Below are 18,223 nucleotides of genomic sequence, written 5' to 3'. Positions count from 1 at the left end.
CGTCGGGCGTCGAGTCTTGCGGAGTAGCACAAACAGGACTAGACCTGTTTCTCCCCCGCAATCGACGGCACCCTCTATCGCCGTATCGCCCGCCCCGCCCGCCCCCACGCACCGCGTATGGCAGGGGCGGCTCCTCACTCCTACGCACGCGGCCCACACGCCGGCCGGTCACGCTGGCGCGTGACATTCCTTGGACACCGTGACTTCATCGAGCCATGCCTCGTCCATCTCGACGCCAAGTCCTGGCCCGGTTGGGACGTCTACGTGGCCGTCACGGAGTACGAAGGGCTGGGTCACGAGATCACGGCGCCAGAAGCGGTCAGAGGCGGATGTGTCACCGGGTAGAAGGAAGTTGGGCAGCGCAGCCAATGCCATGTTGGCAGCGCGGCCGATGCCGGTCTCTAGCATTCCGCCGCACCATACCGGCACGCCGTGGGCGGCGCACACGTCGTGCACACGGCGCGCCTCAAGCAGTCCACCGACTCGACCGGACTTGATGTTGACCACCTTGCACGCGCCGATCGCGATGGCGTCGGCTGCTGCCCGAGCACTGGTGATCGATTCGTCGAGGCAGATCGGCGTCTGCAGCTGCGTGGCGAGGGCAGCGTGGCCGCGGATGTCCTCTTCTGGGAGGGGCTGCTCGAGCAGCAAGAGATCAAAAGCATCGAGCTTCGCCAGCAGGGTGGCGTCTGCCGTGGTGTACGCGGCGTTCGCGTCGACCTGCAGCAGGATGTCACCGAAGCGCTCACGGACCGCTCGCACTGGCTCGATGTCCCAGCCCGGCTCGATCTTCAGCTTGATTCGGCTGTATCCCTCGTCCAGATGGCCGGCCACCACATCCAGGAGCGCCGGAATCGACTCGGCTATGCCGACCGATACACCCGACGGGACTCGGGCCTTCACGGCACCGAGGTGCTCGCCCAATGAGGTTCTGCGCGTGCGCAGCTCCGCGTCGAGGACGGCCATCTCCAGCCCGGCCTTCGCCATTCGGTGGCCAGAGATCGGCGCCAGCGCGGCCTCCAGCCCGTAGGCAGTGACGTCCGGCAGCATCCAAAGACGAGGCAGCAGGAAGTCGCGGGTGACTCTATGCGCGCCGTCGACGTACTCGGAGGAGTAGAGGGGGGCGCTCAGCGCCACGCATTCGCCCCACCCGCGCGTACCGTCATCGGACGTGACCTGGATAAGCAGGATGTCGCGCTCGGACTGAGATCCGAACGATGTGCGGAAAGGAGCCTTCAGCGGCAGACGAACCCTGCGCAGCTCCACCTCGGCGATTTTCATGTGTCCATCTCACTTCAGGTGAATGCATCACACTTCGTCTGCCGGTACGAAATCGGCAGGGTCTCACCTGTCGCCCAGGACAACCTTCCGTCTCATTCCTGTCGTTCGTGGTTGAGATCACCGAGATGAGGAAGCTTGGACATGAAGGTGACAGCGCGTCGGAGCAGGGGGACCGTGACCGACCCGGCTCCCACCAGGGCGATCTGCAAGGCTTCCATCACTTGGTCTCGGTCGATCTGTTCTTCGTCGCATCGTTCCAGGTGGTAGTAGACGCACTCCTCGCAGTCCTTGACCACGGAGATGACGAGGCCGATGAGTTCCTTCGTCGCGGCAGGCAGTGCTCGGGGTTCATACGCGGCGTCGTCGAGTGCGGCAAACGATCCGAAGAGCGATGCGTCGCTGCGCAGTCGCTGATTGCCCTCGGCCCTGGCACGTCGGAACTCTTCCGGCGAGGGGGTGACGGCGTGGTCGGGATCAAGGAGATGATGCTTGGAATCGGACATGGAGACACCCTCACTCATCGAGTAGTTCGGCGCCACGTTCGGCCGCACATGCCGTGTCGTCCTGTACGACAACGGCTGTGGCAGATCTTCTGCCTGTGCTCCGATATGGTCGCCTGCCCTGCCCAGCACACTACGTGTCATGCATGTAATCAGTGCCAACGACATTGCAGACAAGCTTTCGCTGCCCGCTCTGATCGACGCGATCGACGAATCGTTTCGTGCCCACGCGCGAGGGGACTTTCCAGGGCCGGAGCGGCTCGACAGCTACCTGGAAACCGGTGAGTTTCACGTCAAGGCGGGCCATAGCCAGGGCTACTTCGCCGTCAAGGCGAACAGCGCGTTCTTCGGCAATCCGCCTCAGCGCCCCGCGATCCAAGGGGTTTTGCTGCTCTTTGACAGCACCACCGGCGAGCCGGTTGCAGCCCTGCACTCCGGCAGTGTCACCGCCGTGCGGACCGCCGCTGCCAGTGCTGTAGCTGCACGCCTTCTCGCACCTGAGGATGCGGCCGTGCTCGGCCTGATCGGCGCTGGTGAGCAGGCCTGGCAGCATGCCAGAGCGCTGACGAGCGTTCGGCCCGTCAGCCTGGTGCGCGTCTGGGCGCGCCGTCCAGAATCGGCCGAGAAGTTGGCCGCGCGGATCCGCGACCAGCTCAGGATGCCGTGTGAGGTCGTAGGTGCACCGCGCGACGCGGCCCACGCACCGATCGTAGCCACCTGCACGCCGGCCAACTCACCTGTGCTGGACAGCGGGGACCTTCTCAAGGGGGCCTTCGTCGCCGCGGTGGGCGCTGACAGCCCACACAAGCAGGAATTGTCTGCTCAACTCACTGCATCCTGTGCGGTGGTCCCGGACGTGCTGGGCCAGGCTCTGGCTGTGGGGGAATTGCACCACGCGGTGGACAGCGGTCTGATGACCTCCGCTGATGTTCTGGGCGAATTGGGTGAGCTGCTGGTCTCCTCCGGCCGGCCGGAGCTGGCGGTGCGGGACAGCCGCCCAGTGGTGTTCGACTCCACCGGTACGGGATTCCAGGACGCTGCAGCGGCTGCGATGGCGTTCCAGGCGGTGATCGCGTGAGCACGCAGGACTGTAGACCGGATCTGACACTGGAGGATCTGCACAGTGCGCGGCGGATGCTTGACGGCGTGGCTCACCGTACGCCCGTGATGCGGTCCTCGACACTGGACGATCTGGTCGGCGGCCCGGTCTTTCTCAAGTGCGAGTCTTTCCAGCGCTCAGGCTCTTTCAAGTTCCGGGGCGCCTACAACTTCATGTCACGGATGCCGCGGTCCGTGTCCACGGGTGGAGTGTGCACGGTCAGTTCCGGAAATCACGCGCAAGCCGTAGCACTTGCCGCGAGGGAGTTGGGGATACCTGCCGCCGTGCTCATGCCGAGCGACGCGCCTGCCGTCAAGCGCGCCGCAACGCTCGCCTACGGCGCCGAAGTGGTGGAGTACGACCGATCGGCACAGCCGCAGGCAGTCGCAGGTGCCGCCTTTGCAACTGATCGAGATCTGCCGTTCGTCCCTGCTTACGATCATCCGACCATCGCCGCGGGCGCCGGGACAGCAGCGCTCGAGCTGATCGACGAGGTTGGCCAGCTGGATCTTCTGATCGCTCCCATCGGCGGTGGGGGCGGCATAAGTGGTTACGCTTCAGCCGTCAAGCTGCTGAACCCTGCCTGCCGTGTCATCGGTGTCGAGGCCGAGGCTTCCGCAGTGACCAAGCGGTCGCTGGAAGCCGGCCGCCGACTCGAGGTGCCCCTGCGGCCACACCTGGCCGATGGCCAGATGCTCACCACACCGGGCAAGTGGACATTTGAGGCCATGCGCCGTCTCGTCGACGACGTGGTCCTCGTCGATGACGAGCAGATCGTGAGTGCGATGGCCTTCCTTTTCGACCGGATGAAGCTCGTCACTGAACCAAGCGGCGCCATCGCCGTCGCGGCTATGCTGGCAGGCCGAGCAAGCGCCCAAGGGATGCGTACCGGCGTCGTCATCAGCGGCGGCAATGTAGGCCTTGAGCGGTTCGTCTCACTCACTGGTGCGGGGCTTAACGGGAATCGGTGATCGCCCGCAACTGCAGGTGCAACATCGCTGCGAATCTGGCCTTCGGGTCCTCCAGGTCGATGCCGCAGATCTCGCTCATGCGGCGGAGCCGGTAGCGGAACGTATTCGGGTGCACGTGGACAGCCTGAGATGCGCTCACGACGTCACCGAACCGGTCCAGCCAGGCGTCCAGGGTCGCAGTGAAGTGCGTGCCGTGCTGCATGTCGTAGTCGAGGAGCTTCATGACGGGGGCCGAGGGCACCCATGCATCGTGCTCGGTGGACAGTGAGAGCTCCAGCAGAAGCGCTTCCAGCTGCACGTCCTGCAGACACGCCGCACGTTGACTGACCTGCGTCGAGCGCAGTACGCGCAGGACCCTGTCGGCATCCCGCTTGGATTCTGGAAGGTCGAAGATGCTTTCCACAATGCGTCCCACCCCGACGACCGCATCCGGGCGGTCGCTGAGACGCTTCAGAAATTGTTCCGCGATGCGTACGAAGTCCTGGACGTCGCTCTGTCCCCGGGGCAGCGGCAGGATGCCATAGACGATCCGGCCCAACAGGGCAACTGCTGCACCTGCATGACGGGCCGACAAGTGCATCGAGAGCGCATCGGCGACGCGCTGCACCTCCCGTTCGCCGGCCGCCAGTATCGACGGGCCCGCCGCAGCTGGCGGATCAGCGAGCTGAAGGGCGAGCACCGTCGCGGCCTGGCCCATCAGGCCGAGCCGGTCTGCAGCATCAGATGCCGATGGCCCGCCTTCCAGGGCAGTTGCCACAAGGTCAGCTCGCAGTCGTCGGCCCACATCCGCTCCGGCACGCATGCGCAGCATATGCAATGCCACCAGATTCGCCGCATCGACGAATGCCTGCTCGAGCTCTGGGCCGAGCGGCCCTCTGACGGCCGCCCACATGGACCCCATGAGTTCGTCCCCGGCCCTGATGGCGATGGCGGCGCGTGGAATGAGCAGGTCCTGGCCTGGAAGGGACGCGGGATCGATGTAAACGGGTCCTCGGCCCTCGTAGAGGCGCTGATAGACGCCTTTCGTCACCATGGCCTCGATGAACCGGTGCGGAACCTGCCGCTCGAGCACAGTGGCAATCCGGGCATCGTCGGCCTCGTCCTGGTGCCCGGAGAAGGCCACGACCCGAGAGTCCCGGTCCTCGATCGTGACGGGAGCGCCGATCTGCGAACTAATTGCATTGGCGAGTGCGAAAAGATCGCCGGGGCCGATCGAGTTGTCGTCCTTTCGGTCCTGTCCGCCGCCTATGTCTCCTTCTGCAAGCAAGGTGCGCAGCAGGGCGGCAAGTTGGGTCCAGGATGCCCCACGGGTGAGGCTGAGGAGCACCGTGGGAGTGCCGTTCAGTGCCGCCTTCGTCTGTTCTCCGGCCTGCCCCACTGCACGGATGATCACGCCTGCCGGTTCGTAGGCACGGACGGCTTGCAGCAGCTGCGCGACCTGCTCATCCCCGCTTACTCCCACGCCGAGGACCATCGCACCCTTGGGCATGGCGGGGCCTTCAAGTGGATCGTAGATCGCCACGCCGTTGACTGCACCGGCAAATCCGGGATTCCCTGCCACGACGTCAAGCAGCGTCATACCAAGGTGCTGCAGGACCCGCGCCATGGTCACGTGCCTGCGCGACAAGGAAGGCAATGGAACGGAGTTGGGGTCGGATGTGCCGGCGGCCATGGTGATCACCTCCCGGATTCGGTCACCATCAGTGAATCGGCAGAGGGTAGAAGCAGGCTACGTCGGTCAAGCTTTCCGCGTCGCCGAGAGGCGGCCTGGCTCTGCGGCACAGGTCATGGTCCGTGTACACGAGGGGACCGCGCGGACAGCGCGGATGGAACCGGCACCCCGGCGGTGGATGGTGCGGGTCGGCGGTCTCGGTGTCGCGGAGCTCGTCCGGGACCTCCTCCTCTTCCAAGGAGGTGCCTGCGGGCGTGCCGAGCGTGGGCACGGCAGCAAGCAGACTTGCTGTGTAAGGGTGTCGCGGTGCAGCGGTGATCTTGTCGGCCGCTCCCACTTCGACGACCTGCCCGCAGTACATCACGGCAATGGTGTCCGAGACGTAGCGCACTGCGGCCAGGTTGTGTGAAATGAACAGGACGGTCAGACCGAGCTCGGCCTGCAAATCGCGCAGCAGGTTCAGTATGCCGCCCTGAACCGACACGTCGAGGGCGGACGTTATCTCGTCTGCGATCAGTACGGTCGGCTTGGCGGCCAGTGCACGGGCCAGTGACACACGCTGCCGCTGACCACCCGAGAGTTGCCGGGGCAACGCGGTGCGGTGGCGGGGTTCAAGCCCGACAAGACTCAGCAGCCGGTCAACCTCGCCCGTACGTTCATTTCGACGGAGATCGGTCCGCCGGAGCAGGCCCTCGGCCACCGACGCACCCGCCGACATACGAGGGTCCAAAGCGGAACTCGGATCCTGGAAGACCAGCTGGACCTGCCTACGGGTCTCGTCGGTGAGTTCCTCACGGCCGAGCCGGATTTGACCGCCATCAGGCTTGACGAGGCCGGCGATGGCTCGCGCCAGAGTGGACTTGCCCGATCCCGATTCCCCCACCAGGCCGACAGTCGTGCCACTGGGCACAACGAGGTTTGCGCCATCGACGGCGGTCAGTGTCCTGCCGCCCGACGCAAAGCGTACTGTGAGGCCCTCGATGCTGAGGGTGGGCGCACTCATCTCGGCTCCTGGTCGGCCATGGCGATGTGGGAGTTCCAGCACGCCACCCGGTGTTTCGGTGTCAGTTGCACAAGTTCGGGATCAACCTCGCGGCATCGTTCTTCGGCACGGGGGCAGCGAGAAGCGAATGCGCAGCCAGCAGGCATGGCCCGCGGGTCCGGCGGACCACCCGGGATGGTCGGCAGTGGGCGCGACCGATCGGTGGTCAGATCCGGCACACTCGCGATGAGCGCCCTGGTGTACGGGTGTGCCGCTCCCGAGACGAGGTCGGCTGCGGGCAAGTCCTCGACGATTCGTCCGGCGTACATCACAACGACGCGATCCGCGAGTTGACTGACAACGGCTACATCGTGGCTGATCAGGAGGACCGTGGCAGCGCGTTGATCGGCGACGTCCACGAGAAGATCGAGGATCCTCTTCTGGACACTCACGTCCAGGGCGGTCGTGGGCTCGTCGGCCAGTATGACCCGCGGGTCTCCCATGAGTCCCATGGCAATGACAGCTCGCTGCCGCATGCCTCCCGAGAACTCGTGGGGGTATTGCCGCGCCCGTCGGTCGGGTGCCGGAATCCGCACCGCGCCAAGCCTGTCGACGGCCAGTTGATGAGCGCCCGACCGGTCGACACCAGCGTGCACCTCGGCAACCTCAGCCAGCTGGCGTCCCACACGCAGCATGGGGTTGAGCGCGGTCTGCGGGTCTTGGAACACCATGGCGAGCCCTGTGCCGAGCAGTCGGCGGCGCTCGGCGGCGCTCATCTGCTGCAGTTCCTCACCAGCGAACTCCAGCCGCTGGGCGGTAACACGCAAAGGCGGTGCGTCGAGCTGCGCCATGGCCAGAGCGGTGAGGCTTTTCCCAGATCCGGACTCCCCGACCATGCCGACGATCTCGCCCGGGGCGAGGCTGAGCGAAACGTTGCGCACCAGAGGAACCGGACCGTCGGAGCCGTCAGCGACCACTGTGAGACCGACTGCCCGCAGTTCGGCAGCGTCGTCATCCGTTGCTGCCACCGCTTTCGCCGTGGTCGCGGTCGCGGTCGCGGTCGCTGCGGAACGCCGTGGTGAGCCTCCGGTTGCAGACGTGCCGAGCGCCGTCGTGCAGTACTCCCCGAGCATCGTGAAGGTGACGCCGGCGAGGAGGATCGCCACACCTGGCGCAAGCGCGGCTGCAGGGTTGACGTAGATCTGGTCCAGGCCCTCGTTGAGCAGCTGTCCCCAGTCGTAGGACGGGAGCTGTACGCCGAATCCAAGGAAGGACAGTCCGGCGAAGGCGAGGAGATTACTGCCGACGGCCACGGTTGCCGCGACAATGAGCGGCCCGGCGATGTTCGGGACGATGTGCCGGCCGATGATGCGGGCCTTGCTCGCGCCCAGCATCCTGGCTGCCTGCACGTATTCGGCGGATTGCACGGATGCGGCAAGCGTGTGGGTGAGTCGGGCGATGTTCGGAGTCATCGCCAGTGCGAGCGCAAGCACCGCACCGCGCGCGCCGACGCCGAAGAGCACAGCGAGGAAGAGCGCGAGCAACAGACCAGGAACGGCGACCATTACGTTGATGAACGCAATGACGAGACGGCTGGCACGGCGTGGGAGCACAGCCGGGGAGCAGCCGAGCAGTGTGCCCAGGACGACGCCGATGGCTGTGGTCAGAACGGCAAGGCCGAGGGAAAGTCTGGTGGCGATGAGCACCCTGGCCAGGACGTCCCGTCCCGCGCCGTCCGTGCCGAGCCAGTGCTCGGAGGTCATCCCCGCGCGCATCGCGTTGACATCGCGTGCCGTTGCGGGACCATCGAGGAGGAGCGGGGCGAGAACGGTGACCAGGATCAGCAGGGTGAACAGACTCACGGCAGCGATCGCCGACGGGGTGCGCAGGGCACGAATCCATCGTGTACGGGCGTTCATGATCAGCCCTCCCGGATGGCGGATCGGGGGTTCACCACGGCGATCAGGATGTCGACGACAAGGTTGATCAGAAGCACCGCGGCACCGAACACCAGCGCCAGAGCCTGGACGATCGGATAGTCCTTTGCGGGCACCGCCCGGGCGAGCTCTGTCCCCAGCCCGGGCCATGCGAATACGTTCTCTACGAGGACGGTGCCGGACAGAAGCCCCCCGAGGAGCAGACCAGACCACGTCAGCGTCGAGGTCAGCAGATTCGGCAAGGCGTGCCGGAGGTAGAGCAGTCGGCTTGGCAGGCGCTTGCTACGTGCAGTGCGCATGTAGTCCTCGCCCAGCACTCGCAGGGTCTCGACCCGGATCAGTCGGCTGAGTACGGCAAGCGGCCCGATCGAGAGAGCGAGAACCGGCAGGACGTAGCTGGCCCCTCCGGCGCCCGAAGCAACGGGCAGCCAGTCGAGAGAGACAGCGAACACCGAAACAAGGGCCACTGCCAGGAGGAAGTCAGGTATCGCCCCGAGTGCGCCGGTCATGCTCGTGAAGCCGAGTTCCATGCGCGGACGCCGTCCGTACAGGGTGAGGACAGCTGCGAGCATCCCGACCGGCAGCGCAAGAACAATGACGAAGAGGAAGGCGTAGACGGCCAGTTCCAGGGTCGGCGCGAGTCTCTGCCCCACAACATCTACGGCGGGCAGGCCGCTCACCATTGATATCCCGAGGTCGCCGTGCAGCACCCCGGACATGAAGTCCAAGTACTGCTGCCACAGGGGCTGGTCCAGTCCGAGGGACCGGCGTCGGCTCTCGATCAAAGCTTCCGACGCCGTCTGTCCCAGCGCTGTGCGAACGGGGTCTCCCGGGACCAGGTGGATCATTGCGAAGACTGCGGTCAGGAGCACCACCACAGAGATCGCGAGCCGGACCAGCCGGCGGGCGAGAAACGTGATCCACCCGGTCGCGGTGGTCGAACTCATCAGCCGTTCCGCCCTTGAAGGCTGGTCGGTGTGATGCCGAAGGCAGTGGATTCGAACGACACTCCACGGCCCCAGACGGGATACGTCTTACCGATGTAGGGGACCACGTCGACGCGCTCTATCAGAGCGGTCTCCGCCTTCTTCCACTCGTCACAGCCAGCGGGGCCGGGGAGTGCGGCCGCCTTGGCAGCAGCCTCCTCGTAGCCTCGGTTGTCGATGTGCGCGAAGTTGGTACCGCCGTCACCGGGCGTCGCGCCGGACAGGAACGGCACGAGCTGGCTCGGAAGCTGAGCCTGCAGCGTGTTCCAGGTCAGGTCCCACGCACCGGTGTTGAACAGCGTGGTGTTGACCTCTGCGTCTGTTTTGCCGACCGGCTTCACCTCGACACCGATGCCCTTCCACTGCTCAATTGCCAGTTCAGCGGCAGTGGCCCTAGTCGCCTCAGAGGTGCCGAACAGGAGGTCGAGGGAGAGCTTCTTGCCGCCCTTCTCTCGGATACCGTTCGGGCCCGCCTTCCACCCAGCGCGGTCGAGGAGCGACTCCGCGGCTGCAAGATCGTGCTTCGGGAGGTTTCCGGTCACGGTGTCGGCGGTGCACACCCGGGGCTCCAGCGTGATCATTCCGGTCGCCTTGGTGTCGAAACCACTCGTCAGCACCTTGCCGACTTCGTCAAGGTTGAGAGCCATCGCCAGCGCGCGGCGCACTCGTTCGTCTGAAGTCGGACGATTGGACGCCTCGTTGAAGAAGATCTCTCCAGCGATGTTGCGTACGTCGCGTCGGAAGAAGTCGTTGCCTTCCATCCGCTTGCGGTCGGAGCCTGCGACCGCGCCGATCTGGACATCGTTGGAGAGGAGCATGTTGGCAGTGGTCGTTTCGTTCTCTACAACACGGAACACCACGGTCTTGGGCATGCTGCTCGCCTTGGCCGAAGCGCCGTCCGGCCCCCAGGCGTAGTCGTCGCGGAGCTTGTAGGTGTAACGGTCGTTCGGCACGGCAGCGGTCAGCTCGTACGGACCCGATCCCACGGTCTTTGTCGTGAGATGCCTCCGGTTGTCCAGGCCGGCCTCGCAGACGATCGGCACGGTGGCCAAACCCTCCAGGAAGAAGGCCCCTGGGTTGTCGGCCTTGATCGTCACTGTCCCTGCCTTGACCTCAGAGGTCACCTTCATCTTGGCCGGGACAGCAAGGCCGAGCAGGGGTGACTCGTTCTTCGGATCCGCGGCATAGGCAAGATTGTCCGCGACTACCTTGGCGTTGACCGGCGTCCCGTCTGCACAACTTGCCCCGTCCTTCAGCGTGAAGGTGTAGGTGCTGCCGCTTTGCTTCCAGGAAGCAGCCAGTCCGGAGACCGTCTTGCCCTCGCTGTCGACGTGCACCAGTGTGTCGTAGGCGAAACGCGCGAGTTCGAGGGCGGCCGAGCGGGTCGAGTGGTGGGGGTCGAGGCTTCCCGGGTCTTCCTTGATCGCGATGGTCACCGTGTCGGTGGCCGCGGTCCCCTTACTACCGCCGGCGCTGCAGCCCGCGGACGCGACCACCGCTCCGGCCACGACGCCGAGCACAACTCTAGACGTCCGCATGAGCCCTCCAAGCAGGGAAAACACTGATTCAAGTGGTGCACCAGTATGTGTGGATGGCTCGTTCGGGTCTTTGTGGAGAATCCCGAAGAGTCCTCACCAGCATCGTCGAGTACGACTACCTCATCAGCCTGGGACGCAAGATCTGGCGGCAAGCCGCCACTGTGACTTAGCAGTGTGACGGAATGTGGTGTTGCGCTACTCAAAGACAGCGCGAAGCTTCGTTCTTTTCGCCAAAGACACACCTACGGCAATGAGCCGATCGTTGGCTCATGTCTCGTGCCCCCCGCCTGGATGATCTCCTCACTCTCAGCAGCCCCAGCGAGCCTGCGGTGTCGCCGGATGCAACCGCTGTCGCCTACGTCCTCAGTACGCCCGATGCGGCAGCTGACATCGACCGGCGCGAACTGTGGCTTGCTCCCGTCGACGGCGGCCGGCCGCAGCAGCTGACCACAGGGCCGAACGACAGCTCACCTGCATGGTCACCTGACAGCTCTCAGATCGCGTTCGTGCGCAAGAGCACTCACTGCAACCAGATCTGGAGTATCCCCGCCCTCGGCGGTGATCCCGTGCGCTGCACCGACCTGCCTGGTGGAACGGGCCTGCCGGTCTGGAGTCCAGACGGGGCACACATTGCCTTCACCGCACCGGTCGATATGCATGGCTCCTCGCGTCTACCGCACGCACCGCTCGTTGCAGACCAGCTCATCTACAAATTTGACGGAGACGGCTACAGCGGCTTCACACGCCATCAGCTGCACGTCCTCGAACTCGCTACCGGGACTGTGCGGTGCCTGACGGACGAAGACTGGCAAGCCGGCACCCCGACATGGTCGCCCGATGGCAACTCACTCGCTTTCACCGCACATAGCAGGCCGGCAGACGACAGCACTGCGGCCTCGGCCGTCTATGTGGTAGGTGTCGATGGCTCCCGGCCTGCCCGCCGTGTAGGCGCAGGCACCGGCATGGCCACAGCCGTGGAGTGGTTCCCGGACGGGTCCGCGTTGCTGGTTGTCGGCGCGCAAGAAGTGGACAGCGCGCCGTCGCGGCTGCTGCGCGTGAGGCTGTCCGATGGAGCAGCCACTGAACTGGCACCCGCCTTCGACTTCAACGTCATGCCAGGAGGCGTTGGCTACCCCGGCGCGCGGCCGGTGTTCATCGGCCAAACTCTACTGTTCTGTGCACGTACGGCTGGTCGCACTGCGTTGTACAGCCTCAGTGGTGACACCAGATCACCTGTGGCTGTGGAGGCACTTGCGGGTGAGTCGGTGGTGTCCGGGCTGTCCGTCAGCGCCGACGGCAGTCTGGCTGCGGTCGCTTTCAGCACACCAACGGCCTACAGCGAGATAGCCGTCGTCGATCTGGCCGGTGGGACAGCACGACAGCTCACCCGACACGGGCCCGGGAGCCTCCCTGATGTCGAGCTCATCGCACCCGAGCCCCGCACGTTCGACCTCAGCGACGGTACATCCGTGTCCGGCTGGCTTCTCCGGGCTCCTTCAACCGCCGGCCCCGCACCGACGCTGCTCGACATCCATGGCGGTCCGCACAATGCCTGGAGCGGAACCGCTGACCCCGCCCACACCTATCACCAGGTGTTCGCGGCGGCGGGCTGGAATGTACTGCTGCTCAATCCGCGCGGCAGTGATGGATACGGCCATGAGCACTACTGCTCCGTGAATCGCGCGTGGGGCGAAATCGACGAGCAAGATCTGATGGAGCCGCTCGACCACCTTGTGGAGGGAGGCCTCGCAGATCCCGCCAAGCTGTGCGTGACGGGATACAGCTACGGCGGTTTCATGACCTGCAAGCTGACGGCCACTTCGCAGCGATTCCGCGCCGCGGTAGCGGGCGGCGTAGTCAGTGACCTCGTGTCCATGGCGGGCACATCCGATGCGGGCCAAGCGATGGCGCGGTACGAGTTCGGCGCTCTGCCGCACGAGAACGTTGCCAGGCTCCGGGAGATGTCGCCCATCAGCCAGGTGAACCGCGTGCAGACTCCCACGTTGATCCTGCATGGGCAGGCCGACGACCGTTGTCCGCTCGGTCAGGCCGAGCAATGGTTCACCGCACTGCGCCAGCAAGAGGTTGAGACGCGGCTGGTCGTCTATCCAGGCGCTTCTCACACATTCATCCTGGACGGCCGGCCTTCGCATCGGCTGGACTACCAGAGAAGACTCACCGAATGGCTCATGGACCGGCAAGCGCCAGCCGACCATGGCCCACCAGCCATTGACTGGACCGCCCGGCTGGCACAGATTGCGCGGGAATGCGACGTACCCGGCGCCGTGCTCGGCATCCTCACTCTCAACCCTGGGGGCAGCGACCAGGTCACCACGGCGGCGTACGGCGTCCTCAACCGCGACACGGGTGTCGAAGCGACGGTCGATTCGCTGTTCCAGATCGGCTCGATCACGAAGGTCTGGACCACCTGCCTTCTCATGCGTCTCGTCGAGGAGGGGCGCCTGACGCTGGACACTCGTGTCGTCGACCTCATACCGGACTTCAAGTGCTCCAGCGAGGAGTTGACGGACAACCTCACGATCTGGCATCTCGTCACCCATACAAGTGGACTCGCCGGTGACGTGTTCGTGGACACGGGGCGGGGGGACGACTGCATCGCCGAGTATGTCTCGCACATGTCAGGAGTGGGAGCCGATCACCCCCTCGGGGCAACGATGTCCTACTGCAATTCGGGCTTCGGCATTGCAGGCCGTGTCATTGAAGTGCTGACTCAAATGAGCTGGGACGACGCGCTGCATCACTATCTCGTGGAGCCCCTGGGACTGCGCCGAACGATCACACTGCCTGAGGGAGCACTGCTGAACCGGGCCGCTGTAGGCCATCTGCTCGTCGACGGGGAGCTGAAGCCCGCTGAACGATGGATGCTGCCGCGCAGCTGCGGTCCCGCCGGCCTGATCACCGCGTCAGTCGACGACCTGCTCACCTTCGCACGGCTGCACCTTGCTGACGGCGTGCACAGCGATGGGCAGCGTCTGCTCTCCGAAGCCAGTGTCACGGCGATGCAGACGCAACAAGTCGAAGTGCCTGCGGCCGGCGACATGGCCAAGGCTTGGGGACTCGGCTGGATGCTGGACGACTGGGGCGGGGTGCCCGTCGTCGGTCACGATGGGGGCACGATCGGCCAGGCCGCATGTCTTCGGCTATTTCCGCATCAAGGTGTCGCCATAGCCGTCCTTGCCAACGGCGGCAACATACGTGACCTGTTCAATCGCCTGCTCGCCGAGGCGACAGCGGACCGCACGAGTATCCGGATGCCTTCACCGCCCTCCCCCTCTCTGCCGCCGACAGCGCCGATCGACCACGCTCAGTTCGTCGGGACCTACTCGCGGTCCGGAGTGCGGACCGAGGTGGTCGAACGCCACGGCAAGCTCATCATGCGCTCTACCGACTCCGAGGAGCTGGCGTCCGCACTGGGGCAGACGGCTGGCACACATGAACAGGAGATGGTGGCAACGGCCGACGGCCAGTGCCTCGTCCGCGGTAGTGGGGACGCATGGTCACCAGCCACCTTCTACCAACTCCCGGACGGTTCCCGGTACATGCACTATGGCTTCCGGGCGAATCGGAGTATGGACTGATGACCGTGGTTCGCTCGCCGCTCACGGCGGCAGAAGCACAGGCAGCCAAGGCTGCTCAGCGCAGTGACGTGGACGTCCGGGAACTCACGCGCGACTCCGAATTTCGCGCAGCGGAGCAGCTGCTGTCCGACATCTGGTCCGTCGGCCCCGGCCATTCGCCCCTCGCCCGCGAGGTTCTACGTGTGCTCAGTTTCAGTGGTGCGTACACCGCAGGCGCCTACCGGGGCGAGAAGCTCCTCGGGGTGGCAGTGGGGCTGCTCGCCGACGACCGCCACACAGGCGGTGGCGTCCACTTGCATTCGCACATCACCGGGGTCGCACGGGAGGCTCAGGGCAGTCACGTGGGCTTCGCTCTCAAGCTGCACCAGGGCGCCTGGGCGCTGCGTCGCAACATCGATCTCATCAGCTGGACATTCGACCCGTTGGTAAGCCGGAACGCCCACTTCAACCTGCAGAAACTCGGGGCGACCGCATCCCGCTACTACGTGGACTTCTATGGCGAGATGTCAGACGGGGTGAACTCCGGTTGGGGCAGCGACCGGCTACTGATCGAATGGCGGCCCGCCGAGCATCACGCGAACGCCTCCCGCCCCGTCGGTGACGAGCCGGTAGAAGCAGTGCTCGACCACGACGCTGAGCAAAGACCCCTCCTCCGCTGGGGTGGGACTGCGGAACTGATTGCCTGCCGGCTCCCGGAGAACATCGACGCGCTGCGGCAGGAAAGACCCGACCTGGCCATCGCATGGCGACATGCCGTCCGCAAAACCCTTCAGCGCGCGCTCAAGGAAGACTTTCGGATCACAGGATTCGACCGGCGCTTCGGTTACATTCTGCGCCACCCGCACACGACGTGAGCGAGGGGGCAGGCGCGCCCTACCGCAAGGGATCGCGCCTGCCCCCGTTCGACGACAAGAGCATAAGGAAGAATGCATGAAGGCCGTCTGCGACGAGCGCCCCTTCGTGCAGCAGCGTAAGCGTGCGCCCGAGTGCTTCGTCGGCGGTGGCTTCTCAGGCAAGTGCGGTGAACAGGTCGAGCTTGTAGGACTTTTGGCCTGTGGTGATCGAGTGCGCCGGGCGGCTAGCACCTCGGGAACGAGGCGTGAGCACTGACCAAGCTTCAGCCCTAGCTGCTGTCGTGGCGGCCGACGCAGACCCGGCAGCGCTCAAACCCATCGGCTCAACTGCCCGGGGAGCATGGCGTATTGCCGCCACGGGAGGACCTTGCACCCGGGATAGGTGGGTGACAGTTTCATACTGTTGTCATTGTTCGCTGTCTGCCAGGATCAACGATCAGCCTGTGCTCCGATGCCCCACCACCTCGTGAGCCGGGCAAGGAACCGAGGTGCCGCCGCTTTGCGGCTTGTTGCTTTCTGTGCGTGCGACTGCTCCCAAGCCCGATCGGCCGCGCTGCTGCCGGCCGCCTTCGGCGGACGTCGTACATCGCACACCTACCCCCACACACGGCACGTTATTCCGATGCCCCCTGACCTCCGAGGCAGGTGTCAAGCCAAGGCATCGGTAGATGATGCGGAGCATTGCCATTCACACCTCGCCTGGCATGCCTGCCCGGAAACGGCAGCAGTCCCAAGTCTCCGTCGTGTGCGCGAGCATCGCGCCATCAGTGCGCAGGCCGACGTGCCAACACAGCAGACGTTGGCGTCCTGCTCCACAGTGAACACCCACGAGAGGAGACGGCTCACGCAGGCGTCAACGGTAGCCGCCGATCCGTACCACTGACAGGAGGAACGTCGCGGTCGATTCACACCATGATCACCCCTAGCGGGTGGGTGCATGCGTCGGTTCCACACCTGTGTGCAGCCGACGGTCAGGCGATCAGCAGAATCCGGGGAGTCCGACGTGTCAGACCGACACACAACGAAGTGTGCGGAGTCATCCGCCCACTGTTTCGATCAGGTTGATTGCAAGATTCTTGAACTCATGGGCAAAGGACTGCCCGACTCGGCAATCGGAAACAAACTGGCCCTGGGACACAGAACAGTTCAACGGCGCGTACAAAGGATGATGGAACGCACAGGTGCCACAGGACGCTTCGCCTTGGGATTGCGGGTCAGCGAACTCGGTCTGTTGCATCCCGAGAGACCGCCGCACCTTGATCGGGTGAGTTTCATGACGACTTGCGACGTGGATCGGCGCTGACCAGATCGACCGCTATTATGACTGGACGCACAAATTCGGGACAAACATCAACAAAAATACCTCGCCAGATAAATTGCGAATCTGAGTCGCTTCGGTCGCTGAGCGAGGGTCTCCTGCACGTCCTGAACTGGAACTTCCCCGAGATACTCTCAAGCTTCCCGCCACGAGAGGTGATACCCCGGCTGACAGAGGGGGATTCAGCAGCCGGGGCATCCAACCCCCGGACCGCCTCAGGGAGGTTAAAGCAGCCGGGGGACTCGGGGCGAACCGCGAAAAGCGATAAGCAGCAAACACAGGGGCTTCCGCAACAGCTCCCACTGTCCACCAGGAGACTGAGTCGACCGCTGTATCTCCTCAAGACCAGTGGCAGCTGGTGCACGACCATGCCGCGCACCAGTATCCCGCGAACTGATCGATGCGCACGGATGATGGAAACAGCGCAGCAACAGCTCTGTTGTCCATTCGTCAGCCGGTTTGATTTATAACCACCTCGGCCAATGAAAGACTGTCATGGTAGGTCGCTACAGACAACCGACCATCCTGACGCCTTTGCGCCGTCTTCCTGAAGCCCGGCCGACAGTTCCTTCTACCTGCCGACGGGCTCACACCACCCGCTGCGCCACGTCCCAACAGCGCCTCCCGCCCCAGACATTCGCAACCTAACGGCACGCACGCGCTCGGCAGCGCATCGCGCGGCATCCCGCCGGCCGGTCCGTCAGACGACCCTCACAGCAATCGTGCGGGGTCGGAACGGAACGCCCGTGCCGCGTCCGGGCGACCGAGATCCCGTCAGGTGTTCCGAACGTTGCGTCCAGCCAGGCGGGGCGCTGCAGGGGCTGGAAATGCGCGCGATGGGCAGTCGCTTGGCTCCAGAGGTCTCCAGCACCGGCAGCGATGTGGTCATCATGAAGCGTTCGGGGTGCCTGCGATGGAGGAAGTGATAGTGACCAAGCACAGCGGATGCCGAAGCAAACCGCGCTGTCGCCCCTGAGTAGGTCCCTCCGACACACACCATGTGACCGTCGTCGTCAACGCCACCGCGATTCAACCGGGGCGAGAGCGACGCCGCAGAGTGGCGGTGCACAATCACTTGCATCGAGCTTTCCATGCGTCAAGCAGAAGATCTTTGTCGTAGTGCTGGGCATCCAGTGCGTAGCCAGTGTCAGCTCTGCAGATCACCGAGTTCATGGGCAATCCGGGGAATGGATCGTCCAGCCAGTCCGGGGATTCTTCGGCATGGCTCGACAAAATGACGCTGATGAGGTGAGCGCGAAGCCCGAACGCGCCAGGCTCCTCGATGAGCTCCTGGTCGCAGGCAACGAAGAGAGTTCGTAGTGCATCGTGGACCGTGTCTGTTTTTGTGCCTGCCGGAAGCTCGGCCGCATGCTCCTTCGCCTGCTCAAGAAGCTGATCTTCATCGACCAGATCGAGTTCCGCGCGAAGTAGGTAAGTCAAACGGCGCATGTGGGCGACGTTACGACACGATAGGCAGAGATGACTG

Annotated in this window: 12 protein-coding genes; 4 read left to right on the top strand and 8 right to left on the bottom strand. The window is 64.7% G+C overall.

From position 1 onward, the window contains the following. Positions 1 to 168 precede the first annotated feature (168 nt). Complete coding sequence (menC, locus tag ACZ7L5_RS31255; RefSeq protein ID WP_471520821.1) at positions 169 to 1,281, bottom strand: o-succinylbenzoate synthase; 1,113 nt, start codon at positions 1,279 to 1,281, stop codon at positions 169 to 171. A gap of 92 nt (positions 1,282 to 1,373) precedes the next feature. Next, positions 1,374 to 1,784, bottom strand: coding sequence for a carboxymuconolactone decarboxylase family protein (locus tag ACZ7L5_RS31250; protein WP_471520820.1), 411 nt, complete (start codon positions 1,782 to 1,784; stop codon positions 1,374 to 1,376). A 139-nt stretch (positions 1,785 to 1,923) separates the two neighbouring features. Between ACZ7L5_RS31250 and ACZ7L5_RS31245 the strand changes: the two genes are divergently transcribed. Continuing rightward, entirely contained in the window at positions 1,924 to 2,859 is a 936-nt protein-coding gene (locus tag ACZ7L5_RS31245; RefSeq protein WP_471520818.1) for an ornithine cyclodeaminase family protein, read from the top strand. Then, entirely contained in the window at positions 2,856 to 3,851 is a 996-nt protein-coding gene (locus ACZ7L5_RS31240; protein ID WP_471520816.1) for a pyridoxal-phosphate dependent enzyme, read from the top strand. The genes ACZ7L5_RS31245 and ACZ7L5_RS31240 overlap by 4 nt, the downstream gene beginning before the upstream one ends. Here the strand turns inward: ACZ7L5_RS31240 and ACZ7L5_RS31235 are convergent. The 5 genes from ACZ7L5_RS31235 to ACZ7L5_RS31215 are packed head-to-tail and all read right to left on the bottom strand — an operon-like array spanning position 3,835 to position 10,948. Continuing rightward, positions 3,835 to 5,523: a PucR family transcriptional regulator gene (locus tag ACZ7L5_RS31235; protein WP_471520814.1), complete on the bottom strand. Its 1,689-nt coding sequence runs from the start codon at positions 5,521 to 5,523 to the stop codon at positions 3,835 to 3,837. The genes ACZ7L5_RS31240 and ACZ7L5_RS31235 overlap by 17 nt on opposite strands. Positions 5,524 to 5,551: 28 nt before the next feature. Further along, positions 5,552 to 6,526: an ABC transporter ATP-binding protein gene (locus tag ACZ7L5_RS31230; RefSeq protein WP_471520812.1), complete on the bottom strand. Its 975-nt coding sequence runs from the start codon at positions 6,524 to 6,526 to the stop codon at positions 5,552 to 5,554. Beyond that, the gene (locus tag ACZ7L5_RS31225) at positions 6,523 to 8,424 is read right to left on the bottom strand and encodes a dipeptide/oligopeptide/nickel ABC transporter permease/ATP-binding protein (protein ID WP_471520810.1); all 1,902 of its coding nucleotides are present in this window, start codon (positions 8,422 to 8,424) and stop codon (positions 6,523 to 6,525) included. Before ACZ7L5_RS31225 ends, ACZ7L5_RS31230 begins: the two co-directional genes overlap by 4 nt. A 2-nt stretch (positions 8,425 to 8,426) precedes the next feature. After that, positions 8,427 to 9,389: an ABC transporter permease gene (locus tag ACZ7L5_RS31220; protein ID WP_471520808.1), complete on the bottom strand. Its 963-nt coding sequence runs from the start codon at positions 9,387 to 9,389 to the stop codon at positions 8,427 to 8,429. Next, entirely contained in the window at positions 9,389 to 10,948 is a 1,560-nt protein-coding gene (locus ACZ7L5_RS31215; protein WP_471520807.1) for an ABC transporter substrate-binding protein, read from the bottom strand. The genes ACZ7L5_RS31220 and ACZ7L5_RS31215 overlap by 1 nt, the downstream gene beginning before the upstream one ends. Before the next feature lie 287 nt (positions 10,949 to 11,235). Between ACZ7L5_RS31215 and ACZ7L5_RS31210 the strand changes: the two genes are divergently transcribed. Further along, positions 11,236 to 14,565, top strand: a complete 3,330-nt coding sequence (locus ACZ7L5_RS31210; RefSeq protein WP_471520806.1) for a serine hydrolase — start codon at positions 11,236 to 11,238, stop codon at positions 14,563 to 14,565. Continuing rightward, positions 14,565 to 15,419, top strand: a complete 855-nt coding sequence (locus tag ACZ7L5_RS31205) for a GNAT family N-acetyltransferase (protein ID WP_471520805.1) — start codon at positions 14,565 to 14,567, stop codon at positions 15,417 to 15,419. Before ACZ7L5_RS31210 ends, ACZ7L5_RS31205 begins: the two co-directional genes overlap by 1 nt. Positions 15,420 to 17,808: 2,389 nt before the next feature. On the opposite strand, the gene ACZ7L5_RS31200 is transcribed toward ACZ7L5_RS31205, so the two are convergent. Then, the gene (locus ACZ7L5_RS31200) at positions 17,809 to 18,186 is read right to left on the bottom strand and encodes a hypothetical protein (protein WP_471520804.1); all 378 of its coding nucleotides are present in this window, start codon (positions 18,184 to 18,186) and stop codon (positions 17,809 to 17,811) included. Between the last annotated feature and the right edge of the window lie 37 nt (positions 18,187 to 18,223).

It is taken from the genome of Streptomyces sp. NPDC107528, assembly GCF_055639295.1.
Note: the sequence above shows the minus strand (reverse complement) of the source record. Positions and strands in the feature narration are given on the sequence as shown.